Raw genomic sequence first — 23,826 nt, forward strand, 5'->3', positions numbered from 1 at the left:
GTACACTGGCACAGTCTCACATACCCATGAACACAGGAATTCACGCACGACTCGACCGCATCTCCACGGAGGGGCGATACCTCGTCGTCCCGATGGACCACGGAATCACACTCGGGGCCGTAAAAGGCCTCAAGAACATCGAATCGACTATCTCGGCGGTGACGCGCGGCGGGGCCGACGCGGTTCTCACGCAGAAGGGAATCGCCCCGCGCGTCCACCCGCACAAGAACGGCCGCGGCTACATCGTCCATCTGAACGCCTCCACCGTCATCGGCCCCGACAGCAACGACAAACGGATGACCGGAACCGTCGAGGAGGCGGTTCGCGCCGGTGCCGACGCCGTCTCGCTGCATCTCAACGTCGGCAGCAGCTACGAACCCAAGCAGTTGGAGGACCTCGCGCGCGTCACCGACGACGCCGAACGCCTCGGCATTCCCGTTCTCGCGATGGCGTACGCCCGCGGCCTCGACATCGACGGCAGCGACCCCCAAGCGCTCGGCCACGCGGTCCGTCTCGCCGAGGAGGCGGGCGCGCACGTGGTGAAGACGGGGTACAGCGGCAACGCCGAGACGTTCGAGCACGTCGTCGAATCGACGCGGCTCCCCGTCGTCATCGCCGGCGGGAGCAGAGGCACCGACCGCGAGACGGTCGAGATGGTCCGCGGCGCGATGGACGCGGGCGCGGCGGGCGTCTCGATGGGCCGCTCCATCTTCCAGCACGACGACCCCGAGGCCATCACCCGCGCCGTCTCCGCCGTCCTCCACGACGACCAGTCGACCGAGGAGGCCATCGAACGCGCCGGCCTCGGTATCGAAGCATAAGCAACGACCCGAACCGGGCTTTTTGTCGCCGTCGCGCGAACGGGGGGTATGGCAACGACGAGTTTCGACTTCGAGGGCGAGACGGTCATCGTGACGGGCGGTTCTTCGGGTATCGGTCGGGCCATGGCGACGCGCTTCGGCGAATCCGGCGCGACGGTCGTCGTCGCCGACGTACGCGAGGACCCGAAAGACGTGGACGAGGAGACGCCGACGCACGAACTCGTCCGCGAGATGGGCAGCGACGCCGAGTACGTCGAGACGGACGTCACCGACCGGGGCCAGGTGGAGTCGGTCGTCGAGGCGGCCCGCGAGTACGGCGGCGTCGACGTGATGGTGAACAACGCGGGGTTGTTCGTCGAGGGCGACATGCTCGACCTGTCGCCCGAGGAGTTCCGTCGGGTCCACCGCGTCAACGTCGACGGCGTGTTCTTCGGCGTCCAAGCCGCGGCCGAGGACATGCTCGACCGAGGGGAACCGGGGTGCATCGTCAACACCGCCTCCATCTCCTCGAACCTCGCCCAACACGGGCAGGTGCAGTACGACTCCACGAAAGGCGCGGTGCGGATGATCACTCGGGGTACGGCGCTCGAACTCGCCGAGCACGGCATCCGCGTCAACGCCGTCGCGCCGGGACAGATAGCGACGGAGTTCGTCGAGGGACTCACCGAGGAGATGTACGAGGACGCCGAGACCGGCGGCTTCCTGAAGCCGATTCCACTCGGTCGTCCAGGCGAACCCGAGGATATCGCCGACGCGGCGGTGTTCCTGGCGACCGAGAGCGCGGGCTACATCACCGGCGAACTGCTGCACGTCGACGGCGGCTGGCAGATCTGCTGAGAGCGCCTTATTCGACGCTGAGGAGAGGTCAGCAAGAAATTATGTAATTCTAGCAAACTTTATTATATATTGACTATAATCGTCGTCGATGCTCGAAGACTCACTCTCGTACCCGACGAAAGGTGACGGTGCAATCGCGCGACTACTCATCGGCGGCGTGCTGATGTTCTTCAGTTGGCTCCTCGTCCCGGTGTTTCTCGTCTCCGGCTACCTCGTCCGCGCCGCCGCGGCGGTGTCGTACGGCGACGAGGACCCGCCGGCGTTCGAAGACTGGGGCGGCCTGCTCGTCGACGGGCTGAAAGCGACAGCCGTCGCCGTCGCGTACAGTTTCGTCCCTGTCGCTATCGTCGCCGTGATGTTGCTCGTCGTCCTCGGCGGCGGTTCCGCCGGCGGCAACGCCGGAGGCCTCCTCGCCGGCGTGGGGATGCTGGGAATGCTCTTGGTGCTGCCGGCGGCGCTCGTCGTCACCTACCTGCTGCCCGCGGCGCTCATCAACTTCGCGCGGGAGGGCTCGCTCAGTGCCGCGTTCGACTTCTCGACGCTGAAGCCAGTGTTGCTCAGCCAGCAGTACATCGTCGCGACGGTGCTGGTGTTCGTCGTCTCCGTCGTCGGCGGGGCGGTTCTGAGCTTCCTCAGCATGTTCCTCGTCGGCATCCTGCTCGCGCCGTTCTACTACTTCTGGCTCGGTCTCGCCGGCCAGTTCATGTTCGGACGCGCCTTCGCCGAGGTCGCGAACACTCGCGACGGGGCGACCCCGACGGCAGCGCCAGTCGCAGACGACTGAGCGGCGACCGATCGACCGAGCGACGCGACGTTTTCCGACGCTACCTGACGCATCCGCCACGTTCAAGCCACACCCCCGAGAGAATCGGACAATGACACGGAGCGTCTGGTTGAAGGCCGACGACACGGTCGGCGACTGGGAGGTTCGAAAGCAGCGAATCACGACGGGACTCGAAGCGGGCGTCGACTGGGTGCTCGTCGACGAGACGGACGTGGCGCGCGTCCGCCAACTCGGCGACGTGAAGGTCGCGGCGTTCCGCGACGACGCCGACGTGCACGTCGCCGACGCCGAAGACGAGGAGCGCGAGACCGCCGAGGCCGACGCCTACATCGTCGGGAAGGACGGCGAGGGCGACGGCACCGTCGACCTCCCCTCGGACTTCTCGGGGTCGGCGGACCTCACGACGCTCCGACACAGCGACAACCGAGCGCAGGGCGCGTACGTCCGCATCCGGGGCAAGGAGTACGAGACGTTCGCCGAACAGGCCGCCCGCGACGCCGACCACACGCTCGTCGTCGGCGAAGACTGGCAGATAATCCCGCTCGAAAATCTCATCGCGCGCATCGGCGACCAGACCGAACTCGTCGCGGGCGTCACCTCCGCCGAGGAGGCGCGCGCCGCCTTCGAGACGCTCGAACACGGTGCCGACGGCGTCCTTCTCGACTCGGACAACCCCGACGAGATTCGAGAGACCGTCGAAGTGCGCGACGCCACCGAGCGCGAGCAGCTCGACCTCCGGTGGGCCGAAGTCGTCTCCGTCGAACGCGTCGGGATGGCCGACCGCGTCTGCGTCGACACCGGGAGCCTCCTCGAACACGACGAGGGGATGCTCGTCGGGTCGATGTCCCGCGGCCTCTTTTTCGTCCACGCCGAGACCGCCGAGTCGCCGTACGTCGCCTCCCGGCCGTTCCGCGTCAACGCCGGGGCGGTCCACGCCTACGTCCGCACGCCCGACGGCGGGACGAAGTACCTCTCGGAGCTGAAGAGCGGCGACGAGGTGCAGGTCGTCGACACCGAGGGTCGAACGCGCGAAGTCATCGTCGGACGCGTCAAAATCGAGAAGCGGCCGATGTTCCGCGTGGAAATCGACGTCGAGGGAGACCACGTGGAGACGCTGCTGCAGAACGCCGAAACCATCAAAGTCCCCACGAGCGACGGTCGAAAGGCCGTCACCGACCTCGAAGCGGGCGACGAACTGCTGCTCTACTACGAGCAGGTGGCCCGACACTTCGGCGAGGCCGTCGAAGAAAGCATCATCGAGAAGTAGGCTCGACTCGCCCTCTCTGCGTCTCAGCGATCTATCTTCGATTCTCCGGCGGCGAGCGCCTCCTCGAAAGGAGACGTATCGCGCACGTCGGCCAGCGACGCGGGCGGGTCGGGGTCCTCGGGGTGCGGACAAAGCGCGCGGGCGAACCACTGCACGTCGTGCCACTCGCCGCGTTTGAAGCCGGCGTTCTCGTAGATGCCGACGGGGTCGAAGCCCATCGCGCGGTGAAAGCCGACGCTCGCGGGGTTCGGCAGCGTCGTCCCGGCGTAGACGTTCACGTACCCCTGCGCTTCGAGAATTCCGAAGAGAGCGGTGTAGAGGCCGCGCGCGACGCCGTGACGGTGTACCTCGTCAGCGACGTACACTGACGAATCCACCGACCACTGGTAGGCATCGCGCTTTCGGTGCGACCCGGCGTAGGCGTAGCCGAAGACGCGTCCCCCACGCTCGTACACCAACCACGGGCGCGATTCGAGCGTCGACGCGATTCGCTCTCGCATCTCCGCCCCCGTCGGCGGCGTCGTCTCGAAGGAGACGGCGGTGTCGCGGACGAACGGTTCGTATATCCGCCGAACGTCGTCGGCGTCGTCGGGTGTGGCCGGGCGTAGCATACGCGATGGGAACGACTTCCGCGCCAAAGACGTTGTATGAATCTCCACTCCAGCTGAAAGAGTACGATTCAGCCCTCGAAGACGCCCAAGAGGCCGAAATCGGCGAATCGGCTCCGAAACCTCACTCGTATCCGAGTCAGTAATTTTCAGCCTTGTTCCATACGTAACCTTCTTTAGGAATCCTGTGGACGAATCGAATACGCAATGGCTGTACTTTGGCTGGATGACGTACGCGCCGCCGACATCGATACGGTCGGCGGCAAAGGGGCCTCGCTCGGCGAACTCACGTCCGCGGGGCTTCCTGTCCCGCCGGGCTTCGTCGTGACCGCAGAGACCTACCGCACCTTCATCGAGGAGGCGGAAATCGACGAGGAACTGTTCGAGGCGATGGATATCGACCCCGAAGATTCGAAGGCGCTCGCCGCCGCCCACGAGCGGGCCCACGAACTCATCACGGGGACGGAGCTCCCCGAAGACGTGCGCGAGGAGATTCTGGAGGCGTACCGCTCCGTCGGCGACGGCGAAGCGTTCGTCGCGGTCCGGTCGTCGGCCACCGCCGAGGACCTGCCGGACGCCTCCTTCGCCGGCCAGCAGGAGACGTTCCTCAACGTCCGCGAGGAGCAACTCGTCGAGCGCGTCAAGGAGTGCTGGGCGTCGTTGTTCTCCCAGCGCGCCATCTACTACCGGACGCGGCAGGGCTTCTCGCACGACAAGGTCGACATCGCCGTCGTCGTTCAGCGGATGGTCGACGCAGAGAAGAGCGGCGTGATGTTCACGTCGCACCCGTCGACGGGCGAACCGCGCATCATCATCGAGGCGGCGTGGGGTCTCGGCGAGGCCGTCGTCTCGGGGTCGGTGTCGCCCGACAACTACGTCGTCGACCGCGAGACCGCGAACGTCGAGGAGGAGACGCTCGCGGACAAGAAGCTGATGATGGTCAAGGACTCGGAGACGGGCGAGACGTCGACGGTGGACGTCCCCGACGAGAAGCGCACCGCCCGCGTGCTCTCCGACGACGAGATCGAGCGACTCGTCGAACTCGGCTGTGAGGTCGAAGAGCACTACGAGACCCCGCAGGACGTGGAGTGGGCCATCTACGAGGGAGAGGTGTACATGCTCCAGTCGCGGCCCATCACGACGATATCGGAAGCCGACAACGGCGTCGAGGTGGCCGCCGACGGCGACGGTGTCGACGCGACGACGCTCTCTTCGAACGGCAACAGCGGCAAGAGCAAGTCGGCGTCGTCGGATGGAGACACGCTCCTTCAGGGTCTGGGCGCGAGTCCCGGTATCGTCTCGGGCGAAGCACGCATCGTCACCAAACTCGACCAGCTCGACAAAGTGTCGGACGGCGACATCATCGTCACCGAGATGACGATGCCCGACATGGTGCCGGCGATGAAGCGCGCCGCCGGCATCGTCACCGACGAGGGCGGGATGACGAGCCACGCCGCCATCATCTCCCGGGAACTCGGCGTTCCGGCCGTCGTCGGCACCGGCAGCGCGACTCGGGAGCTCTCGGACGGCCAACTCGTCACCATCGACGGCGACAAGGGGACGATTCAGGAGGGCCAACGGACGAAAAAGGAGGAGGAACACGAACCCGTCGAGGAGGTGCGGCCGAAGACGCCGGTCAAGCCGATGACCGCGACGGAGGTGAAGGTGAACGTCTCCATCCCCGAGGCCGCAGAGCGCGCCGCGGCGACAGGCGCTGACGGCGTCGGCCTGCTCCGCATCGAGCACATGGTGTTGTCGCTCGGCAAGACGCCCCAGAAGTACATCGAAGACAACAGCGAGAAGGCGTACGTCGACGAGCTCGTCGAGGGTATCCGAACGGTCGCCGACGAGTTCTATCCGCGTGCGGTCCGCGTCCGCACGCTCGACGCGCCGACCGACGAGTTCCGCCAACTGGAGGGCGGCGACGGCGAACCGAAGGAGCACAACCCGATGCTCGGCTACCGGGGCATCCGCCGCAGTCTCGATTCGCCCGACGTGTTCGGCCACGAACTGGAGGCGTTCCGCCGCCTCTGGGAGATGGGCTACGACAACGTCGAACTGATGCTCCCGCTGGTCAACGACGCCGAGGACGTCTACCACGCGACGAAACTCATGCGCGAGGCGGGCATCGACACCGAGAAGCGGACGTGGGGCGTGATGATAGAGACGCCCGCCAGCGCCCTCTCGATTCGGGAACTCGCGGAGGCGGGCATCGACTTCGCCTCCTTCGGGACGAACGACCTCACCCAGTACACCCTCGCGGTCGACCGCAACAACGAGAACGTCGCCGACCGGTTCGACGAACTCCACCCGGCTGTACTGGAACTTCTCGGGTCGACCATCGAGACGTGCCGCGAACTCGGCGTGAAGACGAGCATCTGCGGACAGGCCGGGTCGAAACCGCAGATGGTCCAGTTCCTCGTGAACAAGGGAATCACGTCCATCAGCGCGAACATCGACGCGGTGCGCGACGTCCAACACGAGGTCAAGCGCGTCGAGCAGAAACTGATGCTCGACTCGGTTCGCTGAACGGTTCACGCTCTGCGACCGAACGGCCCGCCGCCTCCTACTGTTTTATATAACAGAGAGCTAACGTAACGACGAGATACAGATGTCCTCCACGTCCCCGACAACGTCCTCCACCACTGTTTCCGACGAACCGGGCGGCGGACGCTCGTCCACCCGCGGACGCGTCGTCGCGTTACTCGTCGCCGTCGGCCTCCTCGTCGCCAGTTTCGTCGTCGGAACTATCGCCAGCGCCGCGGTCATCGTCCCGCTGCTGTTCCTCGGGCTCGGCGTCACCTCGGCCGCCGTCCTCGTTCTCGGGACGATTCCGCAGCAGTTGGCGTTCGCGGGTATCGGCGCGTTGTACGCGCGCCGCCGGCTCGCCTCGCTGCCGATTCGGAGACCCGACAGCGAGGAACTTCGGTTCGTCGTCGGCGCGACCATCGCCGCCGTCGCGTTGGCGTCGGGACTCTCGTACGCGCTGACGCTCACGGACCTCGAACCCGTCGAGAGCGTCATCGGCGAAGTCGCCCAGCTGGAACCGCTAGTGCTGCTCGCGCTCGCCGCGCTCTCCATCGTCCTCGTCGCGCCCGCCGAGGAACTGCTGTTTCGGGGGGCGATTCAGGGACGCCTCCGAACCGCCTACGGTCCGGTCGCGGGCGTCGGACTCGCCAGCGCCATCTTCGCGTCGATACACGTGTTCAACTACGTCGGAAGCCCCGTCGCCGTCGTCGCCGCGACGGGCGTCATCTTCGTCACCGGGTCGATACTCGGCATCGCCTACGAGCGAACCGGCAACCTCGCGGTGCCGATACTGATTCACGCCGCCTACAACACGACGCTTTTCGCCATCGCGTACGTCCAACTCGTCGCGCTCTGAAGAGGCGGAGCCGGTTTCCGACGCGGTTCTCCCCGGTTCGCGTCGGCGCGCGCCGACCGCGGAACGGAATCGATAAACGGAGTCAAAGATTACGACTGACGTATGCAGCGCGCCGTCCCGCAGGAGTTCGACCGAGTACTCTCCTCGATGTGTACGGATCCCCATCCTGCCGCGCGCGAGGCGGCGGTGCGCTTTCTCGCGACCAACCCCGGTGACCCGGCGACCTACCAGTCGATCTCCGAGTTAGAGGCGGAGGTGGTCGCCGCACTCGGCGAGTTAGCCGGCCTCCCCGACGCCCGCGGCTACGTCGCAAGCGGCGGCACTGAGGCCAACATCCAGGCGGTTCGGGCGGCGCGAAACCGCGCCCGCGACGAGTGGGTAACCGCTCCGGAGACGCCGAACGTCGTCGCCCCCGAGAGCGTCCACTTCAGTTTCCAGAAGGCCGCCGACGTGCTCGGCGTCGAGCTCCGGACCGTCCCCGTCGACGGCGACTACCGCGCGGACCTCTCGGCGGTCCGCGCGAGCGTCGACTCGGAGACGGTTCTCGTCGTCGGCGTCGCCGGAACGACCGAGTACGGCCGCGTCGACCCGATTCCCGAACTCGCGGCTGTCGCCCACGACGCCGGCGGCGACCGGCCGTTCCTCCACGTCGACGCCGCGTGGGGCGGCTTTGCGCTCCCCTTCACCGACCACCGTTGGAGTTTCGCGCACGCCGATGTAGACACGATGACCGTCGACCCGCACAAGATGGGACAGGCGGTCGTTCCGGCGGGCGGGTTTCTCGCCAGAGACTCAGCGACGCTCGACGCGCTGGCGGTCGACACGCCGTATCTCGAATCGACGTCGCAGGCGACGCTCACCGGGACGCGTAGCGGCGCGGGCGTCGCCGGGGCCGCCGCGGCGCTCGACTCACTGTGGCCCGACGGCTACCGCGAGCAGTTCGAGGAGTCGATGGCCGACGCGGAGTGGCTGGCGGACGCACTCGCCGACCGCGGGTTTACCGTCGTCGACCCGGAACTCCCGCTCCTCGCCTGCGAGATTCCGGACTCGCTGTTCGAGGCGCTCCGCGACGCCGGGTGGCGCATCTCCCGGACGGCGGCGGGCGAACTTCGGGTCGTCTGTATGCCCCACGTGACCCGCGAGATGCTCCGTCGGTTCGTCGACGACGTCGATTCGCTCTCGAAGTAGTGAGTTTTCCGACGAAGAACCGTTCTACGGGCGAACCTGAAAGTTTACAACGGCGCACTTTCGAGATTCAGGTGTGACCGCGTTGCTCCCCGCGTTCGACTTCGCACTCGCCGCTTGGCTGAATTTTTCGTGGATGGAGCGCGCAGTCGAACACGCCACCGGGTGGTTCGGCCTCGTCATCATCTTCGTCTACTCGTTTCTCATCGCGTTCGCGCTGCCGGGCGTGAGCGAAGTCGTCCTCGCCGCGCCGCTGAACCTCGGTCTCGACTACGCCGGACGGATGACGGTCATCATCCTCGTCAGCGCCACGGGGAAAGCCGCCGGGAGCGTCTTCGCGTTCCACATTGGCCAGGAGGCGAAAGAGTCGGGTCTCATCATGCGGTGGCTCTCGCGTCTCCCGGTCGACGTCGTCGCCTGGTCCGAGAAACAGACGATGAACATCGCCCGCAAGTGGGGGTACGGCGGTCTCGCGCTCGCGCTCTGCGTCCCCTTCTTCCCGGACACGCTCTCGATATACGCCTTCTCGATACTGGAGGAGGATTACGTGAAGTTCGCGGCGGCGACGTTCGTCGGCAGCGCCGGGCGACTGCTCATCACGCTGGCGCTCATCCACGGTGCCGTCACGTTGCTGTGAACGAGAGAACTAACCCGTCTGACCGCCTCCTGTACGCTGTGACCCGACAGACCCACCCGTCGGGCGCTCGCCTCGGCGGTGCCTCCGAGATGCGCATGCGGCTCTTCTAGCGCCGGGTGGAGCAGTCGGTACGTCCGTCGGTCGGTAACGCGACTCGGCGGGCGTTCGCCGCGAAGCTCGGACGCGCTGTCCGTTTCGACGGCGACGAGCAACGCGACGACGCGTCGAGACGAAGCGACGTACCGGAGTCGATTACCACGAACCAGCGGGCTTTAGGCCCGCATTCACGATAGCACACATATGAGTCACGAGCAGTTCCCCACGGACCGGCCAGCGGTGGTGACCTGCGGGTTGCCGTACGCCAACGGCGACCTGCACGTCGGCCACCTCCGAACGTACGTCGGCGGCGACGTCTACTCGCGCGCCCTGCGCAAACTCGGGCAAAAGACCGCTCTCGTCTCGGGGTCGGACATGCACGGCACGCCCGTCGCCGTCAACGCCGAGAAGGAAGGCGTCACCCCCGAGGAGTTCGCTCTCGACTGGCACGAGACGTACGAGGAGACGTTCCCGAAGTTCAACGTCGAGTTCGACAACTACGGCCACACTCACGACGAGACGAACACCGAACTGACCAAGGAGTTCGTCCGCACCCTCGACGAGAACGACCACATCTACGAGAAGGACATCATGGTCGCCTACGACCCCGAGGAGGACCAGTACCTCCCGGACCGTTACGTCGAGGGCGAGTGCCCGTACTGCGGGGCGAAAGCCCGCGGCGACGAGTGCGACGAGGGCTGTCAGCGCCACCTCGAACCCGGCGAGATCGTCGACCCGGTCAGCACGATCACCGGCAACTCCGCCGAGTACCGCGAGCGGACGCACAAGTTCTTCCGCGTCTCGGAGTTCCAGGAGTACCTCCAGGAGTTCATCGACCGCCTCGAAGGCACCTCGAACGCACAGAACCAGCCCCGCGAGTGGATAGAGGGCGAACTACAGGACTGGTGTATCACCCGCGACATGGACTGGGGTATCGACTACCCCGGCGAAGCGGGCGACGGCACCGAAGACCTCGTGCTCTACGTCTGGGTCGACGCCCCCATCGAGTACGTCGCCTCGACGAAGCAGTACACAGAGCGCGTCGGCGAAGCGGAGTACGACTGGGCGGAAGCGTGGCGGGAAGACGGTGACATCGTCCACATCATCGGCCGCGACATCATCCAGCACCACACCGTCTTCTGGCCGGCGATGCTCCGCGGCGTCGACTACGAGGAACCCCGCGCCGTGATGGCGAGCGGGTTCGTCACCCTCGGCGGCAAGGGGTTCTCCACGTCCCGCAATCGGGCGGTGTGGGCCGACGAGTATCTCGACGAGGGGTTCGACCCGGACCTGCTGCGCTACTACCTCGCCACTAACGGCGGCTTCCAGCAGGACGTCGACTTCTCGTGGTCGAAGTTCCAAGAGCGCGTCAACGGCGAACTCGTCGGCACCGTCGGCAACTTCCTCTACCGGTCGCTGCTCTTTGCCTACCGGAACTACGAGGGGACGCCCGAGGGAGACGTCTCAGAGGAGGTACAGAGCCGCATCGAAGGTGCCATCCGCGACTTCGGTGAGGCCGTCAACGACTACTCGGTCCGAAAAGTCGGACTGGCGACGGTTGAGCTCGCCCGCTTCGGGAACGAGTACATCCAGCGCAACGAGCCCTGGAAGCTCACCGACGAGAAGCCCGAAGAGGCCGCGCAGGTCATTCGTGACTGCGTCCAGATAGCCAAAGCGGTCGCCGTGCTCTTCGAGCCGGTCGCGCCCGGCAAGTCCGAGCGGCTCTGGGACGCCCTCGGCGAGGACGGGTCCGTCCATGACGTCGACGTGCACGCCGCGCTCGACGCGCCGCCCGCGTCGTTCGACGAACCGACCGAGTTGTTCGAGAAGATCGAGGACGAGCGCGTCGCCGAACTGAACGAGAAACTCGACGCACGAGTCGCGGAAGCGACCGAGAGCGAGGCGGACGAGGGTGACGAGACCGAAACCGAAAGCGAGGAGTCGAAGGCGGACGCCGACTCGGACGTGAGCGACCTCGAACCCATCTCCGAAGACCGAATCAGTTTCGACGAGTTCCAGGCGCTCGACCTCCGAGTCGGCGAGATCGTCTCGGCCGAGGGCGTCGACGGCGCGGACAAACTGGCGAAGCTCGAAGTAGATATCGGCCACGAGGTCCGTCAGATCGTCGCCGGCATCAAACAGCTACACGACTTGGACTCGCTCGTCGGCGAGCGCGTCGTCGTCGTCGCCAACCTCGAACAAGCCGAGCTGTTCGGCGTCGAGTCCAACGGGATGTTGCTCGCCGCGGGCGAGGACGCCGATATCCTGACGACTCACGGCGACTCGGTGCCGGGGACGAAAGTCCGATAACCGCGGCGTCGAACGCTTTTCTCTTCAGCCCTCTCGGCGGAACTCGTCGACCAGTTGCACGTAGTCGTCGGTCACCAACTCGATCTGGTTCGCGTCGAGCGTCAGCGACTCCTCCTCGGGGGCGGCGGAGTCGGCCATATCCGCTTCGACGCCGGTGTAGGGCTTGACGACGGCGCGGTCGTTCTCGACGGCGTTCACGCGTCCGATTTCGTCGCCGCCCGGAGTGACGACGGGCTTGCCAACCGCTTCCTCGGTGACGTGTTCCATAGCGGGTATCCGTACGACTACGAGGCGTTTATAGCTCGGGTCGAGACGAAAAAGTTGGGGCCCAGTCGCCGGGCGTTCGGCCCCGCGCGTCCCCCATAATCGTTCACTCGGGGGTGAGTTTCATCGCCGGTATTTTTAGCCACACGGGCGTATCGCCCAGTATGAGAAACGCCAAAATCGTCTGTACGCTGGGTCCGGCGTCGGACGACCGAGGAACGATTCGGGGACTCGCCGACGCGGGTATGTCCGTCGCTCGACTGAACGCGAGTCACGGGACGACGGACCACCGGGCGACGGTCGTCGACCGCATCCAGGCCGTCGACGAAGCGACGGAGGACCCTCTGGCGGCGATGGTCGACCTCCAGGGTCCGGAGGTCCGCACCGCCCCGCTCGACGAACCGATCACGCTCGAAACCGGCTCCGAGGTCCACTTCTTCGAGGGCGACACCGCGACACCCGAGAAAGTCGGTCTCTCTCTGCCTATCGACGCCGCCGAGCCCGGTGACACCATCCTCTTGGACGACGGGCGCATCGAGGCGACGGTCGAACGCGTCGTCGACGACGGCGTCGTCGCCCGCATCGACTCGGGCGGCGAACTCGGCGGCCGGAAAGGGGTAAACGTGCCGGGCGCCGACCTCGACATCGACCTCATCACCGACCGCGACTACGAGGACATCCAGCTCGCCGCCGACAAGGACGCCGACTTCGTCGCCGCGAGCTTCGTCCGCGACGCCTCCGACGTGTACGCCATCAGCGACGCCATCGAGGAGGCCGGCGGCGACATCCCCGTCATCGCCAAAATCGAACGCGCGGGCGCGGTCGAGAACCTTGACGGCATCATCGACGCCGCCTACGGCGTGATGGTCGCCCGCGGCGACCTCGGCGTCGAATGTCCGCTCGAACACGTGCCGATGATACAGAAGCGCATCATCAGCAAGTGTCACGCCGACGGCGTCCCCGTCATCACCGCGACGGAGATGCTCGACTCGATGGTCCACGCGCGGCGACCGACCCGCGCGGAGGCATCGGACGTCGCCAACGCCGTCCTCGACGGCACCGACGCCGTGATGCTCTCCGGCGAGACGGCCATCGGCGACCACCCGGTTCGCGTCGTCGAGACGATGGACCGCATCGTTCGCCAGATAGAGGCCAGCGACGAGTACGAGGAGAACCAAGAGCAGCGCGTACCCACGGCGACCGACGAGTCGCGTACCGAGGCGCTCGCCCGGTCGGCGCGCTACCTCGCCCGCGACATCGGCGCGACGGCCATCGTCGCCGCCTCCGAGTCCGGCTACACCGCCCGCAAGACGGCGAAGTTCCGCCCCGGCGTGCCCGTCATCGCGACGACGCCGAACGACCGGGTCCGCCGCCAGCTATCGCTGTCGTGGGGCGTCAACGCGCAGTACGCCGACTACCGCGAGAGCGCCGAAGAGGTGATGGAAGGCGGCGTCAACGCCGCCCTCGAAGCGGGCGTCGCCGAGAGCGGTGACACGCTCGTCGTCCTCTCGGGGATGATGACAGAACTGGAGGAGACGAACACGACGAACATGCTGAAGGTCCACATCGCCGCCGAGGCTATCACGACCGGCCGCAGCGTCGTCGGCGGACGCGTCGCCGGACCGGTCGTCCGGTTGACCGACGGCGACCTCTCGGAGATTCCCGACGGCGCGTTGGTGGCGCTCGACAGGACGTTCGACGACGAACTCACCGGCGACGTCGACCGCCTCGGCGGCATCGTCGACGCCCGCGAGGGGATGACCGGCTACCCGGCGCTCGTCGCCCGCGAGGTGGACATTCCGATGATAAGCGGCGCGTCGCTGCCCGAGGACGTCGACGACGGCACGCTCGTCACGCTCGACGCCGAGCGCGGCATCGTCTACGACGGCAACGTCATCCGCCACGAGGCGAAACGGTAGCCCGACAGCCACAGAGAACCGTCACCCCCCACCGGCGGCAGACATTTTAGCGACGCTTTCCTACGTCCTGTATGCGCGATTCTCACACCGGGGGAGGAGACGAGGGGGAGACGGACGACGGCGAATCCGAGTGGCGATTCGGTATCGACGACGTCGGCGAGGACGCCGATACGAGCGACGGAGAGGACGCCGATGCGAGCGACGGAGAGAGCGAGACGCGAGACGAGACGCGCGAACTGCCGCCGCTCGAACCGGAGTCGCCGTCGCTGGAGAACAGCTTCTTCGTGCTCGTCGGCGTCCTCGGGACGCTCGTGTTCATCTTCAGCGTACTGTAACGGGGAGCCGAAGCGTTAATCATCCGACGTACTTAGGTCAGCTATGGCACGCCCGCGTCTCGCGCACGTACTGTTACAACTCGACATCGGTCCCGACGCCCTCCCGCTGTTGCTCGTGATGGCCGGTCTCGGTCTCTCTATCGCCGAGGCGCTGGCTCCGGGCGCGAACTTCATCATCGTCGGTATCGCACTGCTGGCGGCCGGACTGGTCGGACTGTTCCTCCCCGCACTGGCGAGTCCGCTCCTCCTCGGGGTTCTCGTTCTCCTCTTCGGCGCGCTCTCGTTCTACGTCTACCGGGAGTTCGACTTCTACGGCGGCAAGGGAACCGCACAGACGTCGGACTCGGACGCGCTGAAGGGAAAGACCGGACGCGTCACCGAGCGGGTGACGCCGTCGGCGGGCCAGATAAAGATCGCCGGCGGCGGCTTCAACCCCTACTACGCCGCCCGCTCGTACCACGGCGAGATTCCCGAGGGGGCCGAGGTGATGGTCGTCGACCCCGGCGGCGGCAACGTCGTGATGGTCGAGTCGTTCGAGGCCGTCGAGGACGAGATCGACCGCGAGCTGGCGAAGGGCCGACGCGAACGCGAACGGGCCGCCGACGAGGTCATCGAGCGCGAGCGCGAACACGAGGAGGAGACCGAACGGGCCTGAACGGCTCCCGGACTCTGTACGAACCGAGAAATCGGGAGACGGTTCGGCGGATACACCGGAGAAGTTGAGGAAAACCTTATCAATCAAACATACAAAGGTCAAGTTATGGACCCCGTCCTGTTACAGACTGGCCTGGGAATACCCATCCTCTTCGTGGGTGTGCTATTCCTCCTGCTGGCAGTCCTCGTAGTGTTTCAGTCCGTCGAAATCGTGCAGGCGTACGAGAAACGCGCGCTGTCGGTGTTCGGCGAGTACCGCAAACTGCTCGAACCGGGTATCAACTTCATCCCGCCGTTCGTCTCGCGGACGTACCGCTTCGACATGCGGACCCAGACGCTCGACGTCCCGCGACAGGAAGCCATCACGCGCGACAACTCGCCCGTCACCGCCGACGCCGTCGTCTACATCAAGGTGATGGACGCGAAGAAGGCGTTCCTCGAAGTCGAGGATTACAAGACCGCCGTCTCGAACCTCGCGCAGACGACGCTGCGCGCCGTGCTCGGCGACATGGAGCTCGACGACACGCTCAACAAGCGCCAGGAGATCAACGCGCGCATCCGCAAGGAACTCGACGAACCCACCGACGAGTGGGGCATCCGCGTCGAATCCGTCGAGGTTCGTGAGGTGAACCCGAGCGCCGATGTCCAGCAGGCGATGGAGCAGCAGACCTCCGCCGAGCGCCGTCGCCGCGCGATGATTCTCGAAGCCCAGGGTGAGCGGCGCAGCGCCGTCGAGAGCGCCGAGGGTGAGAAGCAGTCGAACATCATCCGCGCGCAGGGTGAAAAGCAGAGTCAGATTCTCGAAGCGCAGGGTGACGCCATCTCCACCGTCCTCCGCGCGAAATCCGCCGAGTCGATGGGTGAGCGCGCCGTCATCGACAAGGGGATGGAGACGCTCGCCGACATCGGTTCCAGCGAGTCGACGACGTTCATCCTCCCGCAGGAGCTCACCTCGCTCGTCGGCCGCTACGGCAAACAGTTGACCGGCAGCGACATCCAAGAGCAAGCGGGCCTCGACAGTCTCGATTTCGACGAGGAGACCCGCGAGATGCTCGGCCTCGACGACATCGAGGAGATACTCGGCCAGATAGACCAGGCCGCAGAGATGGACGTCCAACAGCTCGAACAAGAGGCGCAGGCCGTCAAATCCGGCGATACAGACATCAAGAGCGCCGACGAAGTGATTCAGAAGGCCAACGCCGAGGACGAAGCGGACATCAAAGACGCCGACGAGGTCATCGACGAGAACGAACCCCCCTCGACCGACGACGGCGTCGCCGCCGACGGCGACACCGACTCGGAATCTGCCGACGCCGAGTCCGCCGATGCGACCGACGAGGAGATGGAGTTCGACCGAGAACTCCGGTAAACGAAGCGTTTTTGTCCTCCACTCCCCGTAATCGAGATAGATGTCCGACCGGGTAGACGAAGAGAAACGAGCGATGCTCCGCCGGTTCGCCGCACTCGGCGCGGCGGTTCCGTTCGCTCGTCTCGACGGTTCCGACGACGAGTCGCGCAGCGACGTCCGCGACGCCCTCGTCGGCTATCTGTCGACGACCCCCGGCGCTCACTTCTCGAAAGTGCGCGACGACCTCCGTCTCGGAACCGGCGAGACGCAGCACCACCTCGACAAACTGCTCTCGGAAGGTGTCGTCCTCTCGCGGCGCGACGGCGACTACCGCCGATTCTTCCCGGCGCGGCGATTCTCCGCGTTCGAACAGGTCGCACTCGGCTATCTCCGCCGTGACACGCCGCGGAAGATGCTTCTCGAACTGCTCCGAGATCCCGGGGCGACCGGCGTCCAACTCGCCGAAGCCGCCGACGTATCGACGGCGACGGTGAGTTCGTACAGAAAACAGTTGGAAGACGCCGGCCTCCTCGCAACGGAGGGTGGCCTCGCCGTCGAACGGCCGGAGACACTCATCATGTTGCTCGTGCGGTACGCCGACTCCTTCGGGACCGAAACCATCGCGTTCGCAAGCGAAGCAGACGATCTCGTGGTCTACAACGCCTAGCTAACGCTCAGATTTCGAGACGAGATTCCGGCTCTTACGCCGTAGTACGTCCGAAAAACACTGCCCGAAGCGCGTGTGAGTGCTTGGAGGGAGGAGGGCCGCCGTCAGCGGAGAATTGTGGCGTTACGTGCTAACTTTCCACGTCGTCCCCGACGAGTAACCCCACTTTTCGACCGTCACGTCGAAATCCCCGTCGAGGATGGCAGTCATGTTCGCGCCGACTTCCTTGGCGCTCAGTCCCAGCTCCTCGGCGATGAGACGCGACTTGAAGTACGTCTTCGTCGCGGCGTGCGTCCGAAGGTACCTGAGGATTCGTTGCTGTTTATCACTGAGCTCGGTGGCCGTGGTAACGCTCATATCTCTGCCGAAGTGACTGGCACTAATATGGCATTTGGTACGTGTGGTTAACGTGCTCTCGTCTTGCGTTTTACAATCGTAAAGTGAGCATAACCGGCGGGTTCGGACGCGGCCTGGTACGAAGGTCTAATACTAAATATTTCGTGACTATAACGTCCAAAATAGGTTCTCGTAAGGCTGTATTTACGAGCGCGTACTCACGGTAATCTCGCATTACGCTCGGGAAATCGGCTGATTTCGGTCCGATGCAGTGGTTGTGAGTTCTGAAAGGACTGTCAGCCTACAATTTCACGAATCCAGAGAGTCAGAAGCTTCTTAGCCATTGTCGATGCATAGAGTGACAATGGACCGTCCGGTCGAGGTCAGCGTCGTCCTTCCTGCGTATAACGAAGAACATACGATAGAGGAGACGGTGCGGACCACGCTTGAGACACTTGCAGCGTTCCTCCCGCGCGAGGCCGTCGAGGTCATCGTCGCAGAGGACGGGTGCGACGACCGCACCCCGGAGATTGCCGACCAGTTGGCCGCCGAGGACAGCCGAGTTCGTCACTTTCACTCCGACGAACGGCTCGGTCGAGGCGGGGCGTTAGAACGGGCCTTCGAGGCCGCCAACGGTGAGACGCTGGTCTACTTCGACACCGACCTCGCCACGGATATGCGCCACCTCGAGGAGCTGGTCGAACGCGTCCGTACCGAGGGGTACGACGTCGCTACCGGTTCGCGGTGGATGCCCGACCGCGTCGCGGACCGACCCGCCAAGCGGGGTGTCCCGAGTAGGGCGTACAACGGGTTGGTTCGACTGTTCCTGCGGTCGGAGCTTCGAGACCACCAGTGCGGTTTCAAGGCGATGAGCCGCGAGGCGTTCTACCTGCTGAAAGACGACATCCAGGACAACCACTGGTTCTGGGACACCGAACTGCTGGTCCGCGCACAGCGGGAGGGTCTCCGAGTCGCGGAGTTCTCCGTCGACTGGGAGCCGAAAGGCGACACGAAAGTCGACCTCGTCCGCGACATCTTCGGGATGGGCAGTCAGATCGGTCGCACTTGGTGGGAGCTTTCGGTCCGGCCGCGAATCGACCGCCGGGTGACGATGGCGGCGGGTATCGCGCTCACCCTCGTCGCCCTGGCGCTCATGACCGTCTACCTCGACCCGCAGGCGGTGCTCGACGTGATGGGCGCGGCGGACCCGGCGCTCGTGCTCCTGGCCGCCGTGGTCTACCTCGTCTCGTGGCCGATTCGAGGGCTCCGCTACCGCGACATCCTCGCGGAGCTCGGCTTCCACGAGAAGACGAGCTTCCTGACGGGCGCGATCTTCATCAGCCAGACGGGTAACCTCGTGTTCCCCGCTCGCGCCGGCGATGCGGTCCGCGCCTACGTCGTGAAGGCGCGCCGAGGTATCCCGTATCCGTCGGGGTTCGCCTCGCTAGCCGCAGAGCGCGTCTTCGACCTGCTCACCATCACGGTGTTGGCGGGGACGGTGCTTCTGGGAATCGTTGCGACGGGCAACACCTCGGCGCTCATCGAAGGGTTGCTCGGAAGCGGCGGAGAAGTCGGAGCCGAGAACAGACGTGCGGGCCGGACGGCGGCCGTCGTCGCCGCCGGCGTCGGCCTCGCGGCGATACTTGCCGTCGTCGGTATCGTCGCCAGCGCCCGCTCCGACCGCAATCTCGTCCGGAAGGCGCTCGGCCGGTTCTCTTCGGACTCCTACGCCGACTACGTGGCGGGCATCGTCGAGCAGTTCGTCGTCGACCTCCAACGGGCCGCCGGTCGCCGCGACGCGTTCGCCCGCGTCGGCGTCAGCAGTCTCGCCATCTGGTCGCTGGACGTCGTGACGGCGATTCTCGTGCTCGTCGCGCTGGGGGCGAACGCCGAGATGTCCGTCGTCACGCTCGTGGCCGTGAGTTTCTTCGCGGTCAGCGTCGGCAACCTGGCGAAGGTGCTCCCGCTCTCGCCGGGCGGCATCGGCCTCTACGAGGGTGCGTTCACCATCCTCGTCGTCGCGCTCAGCCCCGTGTCGGTCACCGTCGCGGTGGGCGCGGCGATTCTCGACCACGCGGTGAAGAACGTCGTCACCGTCCTCGGCGGCGTCGCGTCGATGCTGTCGCTCAACGTCTCGCTCACCAAAGCGGTCGAAGAGAGCGCCAACGCGCGCGATCAGGCCGAACCGGTCGACTCCGACTGAGCTCAGTACAGTCCTGAGACGAACGGGCCGAGCGCTCCCGCGACGGCCGTCGAAAGCGCCGTCTCGCGGTCGATTCGGCCGCCGGTCAACACGCCCGCAGCGCCTTCTCCTTTCGCGATTCCCGTCGTGTCGAGCGTATCGTCCATCACCGGGCCGAGTTCCTCGCCGCCGCGGATGCGCGCGGCGATTCTCGGCGGGAGGCGGACGCTCGGCCCCGCGCCCCGGCCGACTCGGATACCGTCCGTGACCGCGGCCCACATCACCAGATACAGGTCGCCGAACTCACCGAACGTCGCGACACCACCCTCTAATCCGACGCCGTAGTCGTACTCGCCCGCGTCGACCGCCTGCCACGCCCGCGCCTCAGCGCCGGCGATGGTCTCCGCGTGGCCCCGCGGCTGTTCCGGGACGCCCGAGGAGACGGCGACCGCTTCGACCGTCGCGTCCTCGACGACGGCTTCGACCGCGGCTCTCTTGACCGGATTCTCGCTCCCGACGGCGATTCGCATATCACCGACTCCTCACGGGAGGTTATCGATATTTCGGAATCGGTGAACGATGGAGAGCCCTACTCGGGAGTCGCGTTCAGTGGAGTATCTCCGAGAGCGCCTCGATACCGTCGACGAGTCGCGGACTCGGCTGGTTCAGAAGCGAGTCGTCGACGACGTGGACCTCGGGGTCGCCCGCCCAGTCGCGCTCGGCGACGACGCTCGGGTCGACGCGCTCGCCGCGGCCGCAGATGTGGAGAATCGCGTAGTCGGGCCTCGCATCGACGATGCGCTCGGCGTCGATCTCGCGGGAGCGTTCGCCGGGGGCGACGAACGGGTACCGACCCCCGGCGGCGGCGACGGCGTCCGGAACCCAGTTGCCGGCGGCCATCGGCGGGTCGGACCACTCCTCGCAGTAGACGACGGGCCGAGGTTCGTCGGCGACTCGCTCGGCGACGGCGTCGAGCCGCGCTTCGGCGTCGGCGCGGAGCGCTTCGCCCGCATCCGAATGGCCGACCGCTTCGCCGACGGCGACGAACGTGTCGAGTACGTCCGCGAGCGTAGCCGGTTCGACGTGGTGGACGCGGTAGCCTCGACTCCCGAGTTCGTCTCGAACCTCCCGCTGGAGGGCGTCGCACGTACAGACCAACTCGGGGTCGAGCTCCGCGAGACGGTCGTAATCCGGGTTGAGCCACCCGCCCACCGCGGGAACGCCGGCGTCGCAGTGGGTCGTCGCCCCGAGCAGACTGTCGGCCGCACCCATCGCGTCGAGCGTCGCCGTCGTGCTCGGTGCGAGCGACACTACGTCGGGTCGCTCCGTGTCGGCATCGGTCATCACTTCCAGTGAGCACCGCGAGTTCAAACCACTGGCGCAATTTTAAGTATTTTAATGTTGTGATATTCACTCACAAATGGCTGTTTGAGCGGCGAATCGGCGCGAATCGCACCCAACACCAAACCACTTATATGAGTCACTATCCTGCAACGGATAAGGACCGCTCTGGACGCTCGGCCCACGTTCTTTGGCCCGTCTCGACCCGGAGCAGTAGCCGTTTCACACAATGAGCGAACGGATGTACACCCGACGAACGGACGAACAGGAAAAAGAGAAAACCGAGAGCGACGAGTCTGTACAGTGTCCAGAGTGCGGCGGGCACGTCGTCACCGACACCGAACACGGCGAGACGCTCTGTGAGGACTGCGGCCTCGTCGTCAGCGAGGACTCCGTCGACCGCGGCCCCGAGTGGCGCGCCTTCGACGCCCGCGAGAAAGACCAGAAGTCCCGCGTCGGCGCGCCGACGACGAACACGATGCACGACAAGGGGCTGTCGACGAACATCGACTGGCGGAACAAGGACGCCTACGGCAACTCGCTGGGGTCGCGGCAGCGCCAGAAGATGCAGCGCCTCCGCAAGTGGAACGAGCGCTTCCGCACCCGTGACTCGAAAGAGCGCAACCTGAAGCAGGCGCTCGGCGAGATCGACCGCATGGCCTCGGCGCTCGGTCTGCCGAAGAACGTCCGCGAGACGGCGTCGGTCATCTACCGCCGCGCGCTCGGCGAGGACCTGCTCCCCGGTCGCTCCATCGAGGGCGTCGCCACCGCCTGCGTCTACGCCGCCGCGCGGATGGCGGGCGTCCCCCGGAGCCTCGACGAGATCGCCGACGTCTCCCGCATCGAGAAGAGCGAGGTCGCCCGGACGTACCGCTACGTCGTCCGCGAACTCAAACTCGAAGTGAAACCCGCCGACCCCGAACAGTACGTCCCCCGATTTGCCTCGTCGCTCGGGCTCTCCGAGGAGGCCGAACACCGCGCTCGCCAGTTGCTCAAAAACGCCAAGGAGAAAGGCGTCCACTCGGGCAAGTCGCCGGTCGGACTCGCCGCCGCGGCCGTCTACGCCGCCGCGCTGCTGACGAACGAGAAGACGACGCAAGCCGCCGTCTCGGACGTCGCCGACATCAGCGAAGTCACCATCCGCAACCGCTACCACGAGCTGCTCGAAGCCGAAGAAGGCGTCGGCGTCGCGTAACGCGGATTCACCAACTCCGAGTTCTTCGGTCGTTCCCCGCTCAGTCCCGCCAGTACGTCCGCGTCAGGAGGACGAGCACGGGGATGACTTCGATACGGCCGACCCACATGAGCACGACCATCACGAGTTTCGTCGTCGCCGGGAACTCCACGTAGCTTCCGAACGGCCCCGCGAGGCCGAAGCCGGGGCCGATGTTGAGAAACGTCGCGGCGCTCGCGCCGAGCGCCTCCAGTTCGGTGAGCGAGAGACCGACGCGGGCGGCGTCGGCGATGACGAACACCGTCGCGCAGGCGAAGATGACGATGTTCAGCATCGTGTAGGCGTACATCTGCCGGATGCTGTCCTCGTCGACGACGTCGCCGTCGAGTCGCACCGGACGGACCGCACTCGGGTGGACGGCCGTGAAGAGATCCCGACGGAGTGATTTCACGATGACGAGCCAGCGGAGTAACTTGATAGAACAGGTCGTGCTGCCGACCATCCCCCCGAAGAACATGCAGAGAAAGAGCACGTTCTTCGCCGACGGCGACCAGAGGTCGAAGTTCGCGCTCGCGTAGCCCGTCGTCGTCAGGATGGAGACGACCTGAAACGTCGCGTGGCGGAGCGTCTCCTCTATCGAGTACTGCTGGTGGGGTTCGACGACGAGCAGTCCCGCGACGAAAAGCGAGAGAAACGCGACGATACCGACGTAGACGCGGAACTCCTCGCTCCGCAGCGGGGCGTCGTACTTGCCTCGCGTGAAGCGGTAGATGATGACGAAGTTCGTCGCGCCGACGAACATCACGGGGATAACGGCCCACTGGACGGCCGGCGAAAACGCCGCGATGCTGTCGGCGCGCGGCGAGAACCCGCTCGTGGAGATGCTCGTGAACGCGTGGTTGACCGCGTCGAACAGCGTCATCTCGGGGGCGAACCCGACGAGGTGGAGACCGTACAACCCGACGACGGTCACCGTGGTCAGCCCGAGATAGAGCGTCCCCAAGAGACGGGCCGTCCCCTCGATGCGCGGCGTCAGTTTCCGGACGCTCGTCGTCGCCGTCTCCGTCTCCATCAGTTGCGCGCCGCCGACCGACAGCTCCGAGAGGACGGCGACGGCGAGGACGAGGATGGAGAGGCCGCCGAGCCACTGGATGAGCGACCGCCACAGCATGATCGGACGGGAGTGAGCGTCGAAGTCGACGATGACCGTCGCACCCGTCGTCGTCGTCCCGCTCATGCTCTCGAACAGCGCGTTCACGGGGTCGGCGATGACGCCGTTGCCCGCGAGCACGAACGGAATCGCGCCGACGACCGGCAGGATGAGCCACGTCAGCGCGACGATGAGATACCCCTCCCGCGGGCCCGGTTCGGTGTCGGAACTGACTCGTTCGAGCGGCGCACCGACGGCGAGGACGAGTACGAGCGTCACGGCGAACGGCATCACGTCGACGCCCTCGTACAGCGCGAACAGCAGCGGAATCGCAAGCAGTACCGAGAGATACTTCGTTATCTTGCCGATGAGCGCGAGACACCCCCTGACGTCGACGCGGAGTGACGAGAGGCCGAGACGGGACAGCGTCGGGCGGGACACGAGTGCGAGAGAGTCCCGAATTCCCATGAGTTCACCGGTCGGTTCCGAACCGAGCGGACTGTCGTCCCATACCGCAGTTTCGGTG

General features: G+C 65.8%; 22 protein-coding genes. 16 read left to right on the plus strand and 6 right to left on the minus strand.

The features are described 5' to 3' along the window. The first annotated feature begins 26 nt into the window (after positions 1 to 26). From LAQ73_RS03850 to LAQ73_RS03865, 4 genes are all read left to right on the plus strand, one after another. The gene (locus tag LAQ73_RS03850; protein WP_224269932.1) at positions 27 to 821 is read left to right on the plus strand and encodes a 2-amino-3,7-dideoxy-D-threo-hept-6-ulosonate synthase; all 795 of its coding nucleotides are present in this window, start codon (positions 27 to 29) and stop codon (positions 819 to 821) included. Between the two features lie 48 nt (positions 822 to 869). Further along, a complete protein-coding gene (locus LAQ73_RS03855) occupies positions 870 to 1,658 on the plus strand; it encodes an SDR family NAD(P)-dependent oxidoreductase (protein ID WP_224269933.1) in 789 nt (262 codons plus the stop codon). An 88-nt stretch (positions 1,659 to 1,746) separates the two neighbouring features. Beyond that, entirely contained in the window at positions 1,747 to 2,442 is a 696-nt protein-coding gene (locus LAQ73_RS03860) for a DUF4013 domain-containing protein (RefSeq protein ID WP_224269934.1), read from the plus strand. A gap of 91 nt (positions 2,443 to 2,533) precedes the next feature. Next, a complete protein-coding gene (locus LAQ73_RS03865; RefSeq protein ID WP_224269935.1) occupies positions 2,534 to 3,709 on the plus strand; it encodes a 3-dehydroquinate synthase II in 1,176 nt (391 codons plus the stop codon). Between the two features lie 23 nt (positions 3,710 to 3,732). Here the strand turns inward: LAQ73_RS03865 and LAQ73_RS03870 are convergent, their stop codons facing one another. Further along, positions 3,733 to 4,320 carry an arsinothricin resistance N-acetyltransferase ArsN1 family B gene (locus LAQ73_RS03870; RefSeq protein WP_224269936.1) on the minus strand — a complete coding sequence of 196 codons (588 nt, stop codon included), beginning with the start codon at positions 4,318 to 4,320 and terminating at the stop codon, positions 3,733 to 3,735. Positions 4,321 to 4,524: 204 nt separating this feature from the next. Here LAQ73_RS03870 and ppsA point away from each other — a divergent pair, with 204 nt between their 5' ends. From ppsA to metG, 5 genes are all read left to right on the plus strand, one after another. Next, entirely contained in the window at positions 4,525 to 6,846 is a 2,322-nt protein-coding gene (ppsA, locus tag LAQ73_RS03875; RefSeq protein WP_224269937.1) for a phosphoenolpyruvate synthase, read from the plus strand. A gap of 82 nt (positions 6,847 to 6,928) precedes the next feature. Beyond that, a complete protein-coding gene (locus LAQ73_RS03880) occupies positions 6,929 to 7,702 on the plus strand; it encodes a CPBP family intramembrane glutamic endopeptidase (protein WP_224269938.1) in 774 nt (257 codons plus the stop codon). A gap of 102 nt (positions 7,703 to 7,804) precedes the next feature. Next, the gene (gene mfnA / locus LAQ73_RS03885; protein WP_224269939.1) at positions 7,805 to 8,890 is read left to right on the plus strand and encodes a tyrosine decarboxylase MfnA; all 1,086 of its coding nucleotides are present in this window, start codon (positions 7,805 to 7,807) and stop codon (positions 8,888 to 8,890) included. A 133-nt stretch (positions 8,891 to 9,023) separates the two neighbouring features. Then, a complete protein-coding gene (locus LAQ73_RS03890) occupies positions 9,024 to 9,524 on the plus strand; it encodes a YqaA family protein (RefSeq protein ID WP_224270713.1) in 501 nt (166 codons plus the stop codon). A gap of 300 nt (positions 9,525 to 9,824) precedes the next feature. After that, positions 9,825 to 11,930 (plus strand): methionine--tRNA ligase, encoded by a 2,106-nt coding sequence (gene metG / locus LAQ73_RS03895; RefSeq protein ID WP_224269940.1) that lies wholly within the window; start codon positions 9,825 to 9,827, stop codon positions 11,928 to 11,930. Between the two features lie 24 nt (positions 11,931 to 11,954). Here the strand turns inward: metG and LAQ73_RS03900 are convergent, their stop codons facing one another. Continuing rightward, positions 11,955 to 12,197, minus strand: coding sequence for a hypothetical protein (locus LAQ73_RS03900; protein ID WP_224269941.1), 243 nt, complete (start codon positions 12,195 to 12,197; stop codon positions 11,955 to 11,957). A 161-nt stretch (positions 12,198 to 12,358) separates the two neighbouring features. Between LAQ73_RS03900 and pyk the strand changes: the two genes are divergently transcribed. The 5 genes from pyk (at position 12,359) to LAQ73_RS03925 (ending at position 17,117) form a co-directional block, all read left to right on the plus strand. Further along, positions 12,359 to 14,113, plus strand: coding sequence for a pyruvate kinase (gene pyk / locus LAQ73_RS03905; protein ID WP_224269942.1), 1,755 nt, complete (start codon positions 12,359 to 12,361; stop codon positions 14,111 to 14,113). Between the two features lie 71 nt (positions 14,114 to 14,184). Further along, positions 14,185 to 14,448 carry a DUF7312 domain-containing protein gene (locus LAQ73_RS03910; protein ID WP_224269943.1) on the plus strand — a complete coding sequence of 88 codons (264 nt, stop codon included), beginning with the start codon at positions 14,185 to 14,187 and terminating at the stop codon, positions 14,446 to 14,448. Positions 14,449 to 14,491: 43 nt separating this feature from the next. Beyond that, the gene (locus LAQ73_RS03915; RefSeq protein ID WP_224269944.1) at positions 14,492 to 15,103 is read left to right on the plus strand and encodes an NfeD family protein; all 612 of its coding nucleotides are present in this window, start codon (positions 14,492 to 14,494) and stop codon (positions 15,101 to 15,103) included. Positions 15,104 to 15,208: 105 nt separating this feature from the next. After that, the gene (locus LAQ73_RS03920) at positions 15,209 to 16,471 is read left to right on the plus strand and encodes an SPFH domain-containing protein (RefSeq protein WP_224269945.1); all 1,263 of its coding nucleotides are present in this window, start codon (positions 15,209 to 15,211) and stop codon (positions 16,469 to 16,471) included. Between the two features lie 40 nt (positions 16,472 to 16,511). Continuing rightward, positions 16,512 to 17,117, plus strand: coding sequence for a winged helix-turn-helix transcriptional regulator (locus LAQ73_RS03925; protein ID WP_224269946.1), 606 nt, complete (start codon positions 16,512 to 16,514; stop codon positions 17,115 to 17,117). Positions 17,118 to 17,240: 123 nt separating this feature from the next. Here the strand turns inward: LAQ73_RS03925 and LAQ73_RS03930 are convergent, their stop codons facing one another. After that, positions 17,241 to 17,474 (minus strand): DUF7123 family protein, encoded by a 234-nt coding sequence (locus LAQ73_RS03930; RefSeq protein WP_224269947.1) that lies wholly within the window; start codon positions 17,472 to 17,474, stop codon positions 17,241 to 17,243. A 328-nt stretch (positions 17,475 to 17,802) separates the two neighbouring features. Here LAQ73_RS03930 and LAQ73_RS03935 point away from each other — a divergent pair, with 328 nt between their 5' ends. Then, on the plus strand, positions 17,803 to 19,656 hold the full coding sequence (locus LAQ73_RS03935; protein WP_224269948.1) for a flippase-like domain-containing protein: 1,854 nt from the start codon (positions 17,803 to 17,805) through the stop codon (positions 19,654 to 19,656). A 2-nt stretch (positions 19,657 to 19,658) separates the two neighbouring features. Here the strand turns inward: LAQ73_RS03935 and LAQ73_RS03940 are convergent, their stop codons facing one another. Then, the gene (locus LAQ73_RS03940) at positions 19,659 to 20,165 is read right to left on the minus strand and encodes a DUF84 family protein (protein ID WP_224269949.1); all 507 of its coding nucleotides are present in this window, start codon (positions 20,163 to 20,165) and stop codon (positions 19,659 to 19,661) included. A gap of 76 nt (positions 20,166 to 20,241) precedes the next feature. Beyond that, positions 20,242 to 20,979: a helical backbone metal receptor gene (locus LAQ73_RS03945; RefSeq protein WP_224269950.1), complete on the minus strand. Its 738-nt coding sequence runs from the start codon at positions 20,977 to 20,979 to the stop codon at positions 20,242 to 20,244. Between the two features lie 226 nt (positions 20,980 to 21,205). Here LAQ73_RS03945 and LAQ73_RS03950 point away from each other — a divergent pair, with 226 nt between their 5' ends. Continuing rightward, positions 21,206 to 22,171, plus strand: coding sequence for a transcription initiation factor IIB (locus LAQ73_RS03950; RefSeq protein ID WP_224269951.1), 966 nt, complete (start codon positions 21,206 to 21,208; stop codon positions 22,169 to 22,171). Positions 22,172 to 22,211: 40 nt separating this feature from the next. Here LAQ73_RS03950 and LAQ73_RS03955 read toward each other — a convergent pair whose 3' ends face one another. Continuing rightward, positions 22,212 to 23,768: a TrkH family potassium uptake protein gene (locus tag LAQ73_RS03955; protein ID WP_224269952.1), complete on the minus strand. Its 1,557-nt coding sequence runs from the start codon at positions 23,766 to 23,768 to the stop codon at positions 22,212 to 22,214. Between the last annotated feature and the right edge of the window lie 58 nt (positions 23,769 to 23,826).

Source organism: Haloprofundus salinisoli (genome assembly GCF_020097815.1).
GTDB lineage: Archaea > Halobacteriota > Halobacteria > Halobacteriales > Haloferacaceae > Haloprofundus > Haloprofundus salinisoli.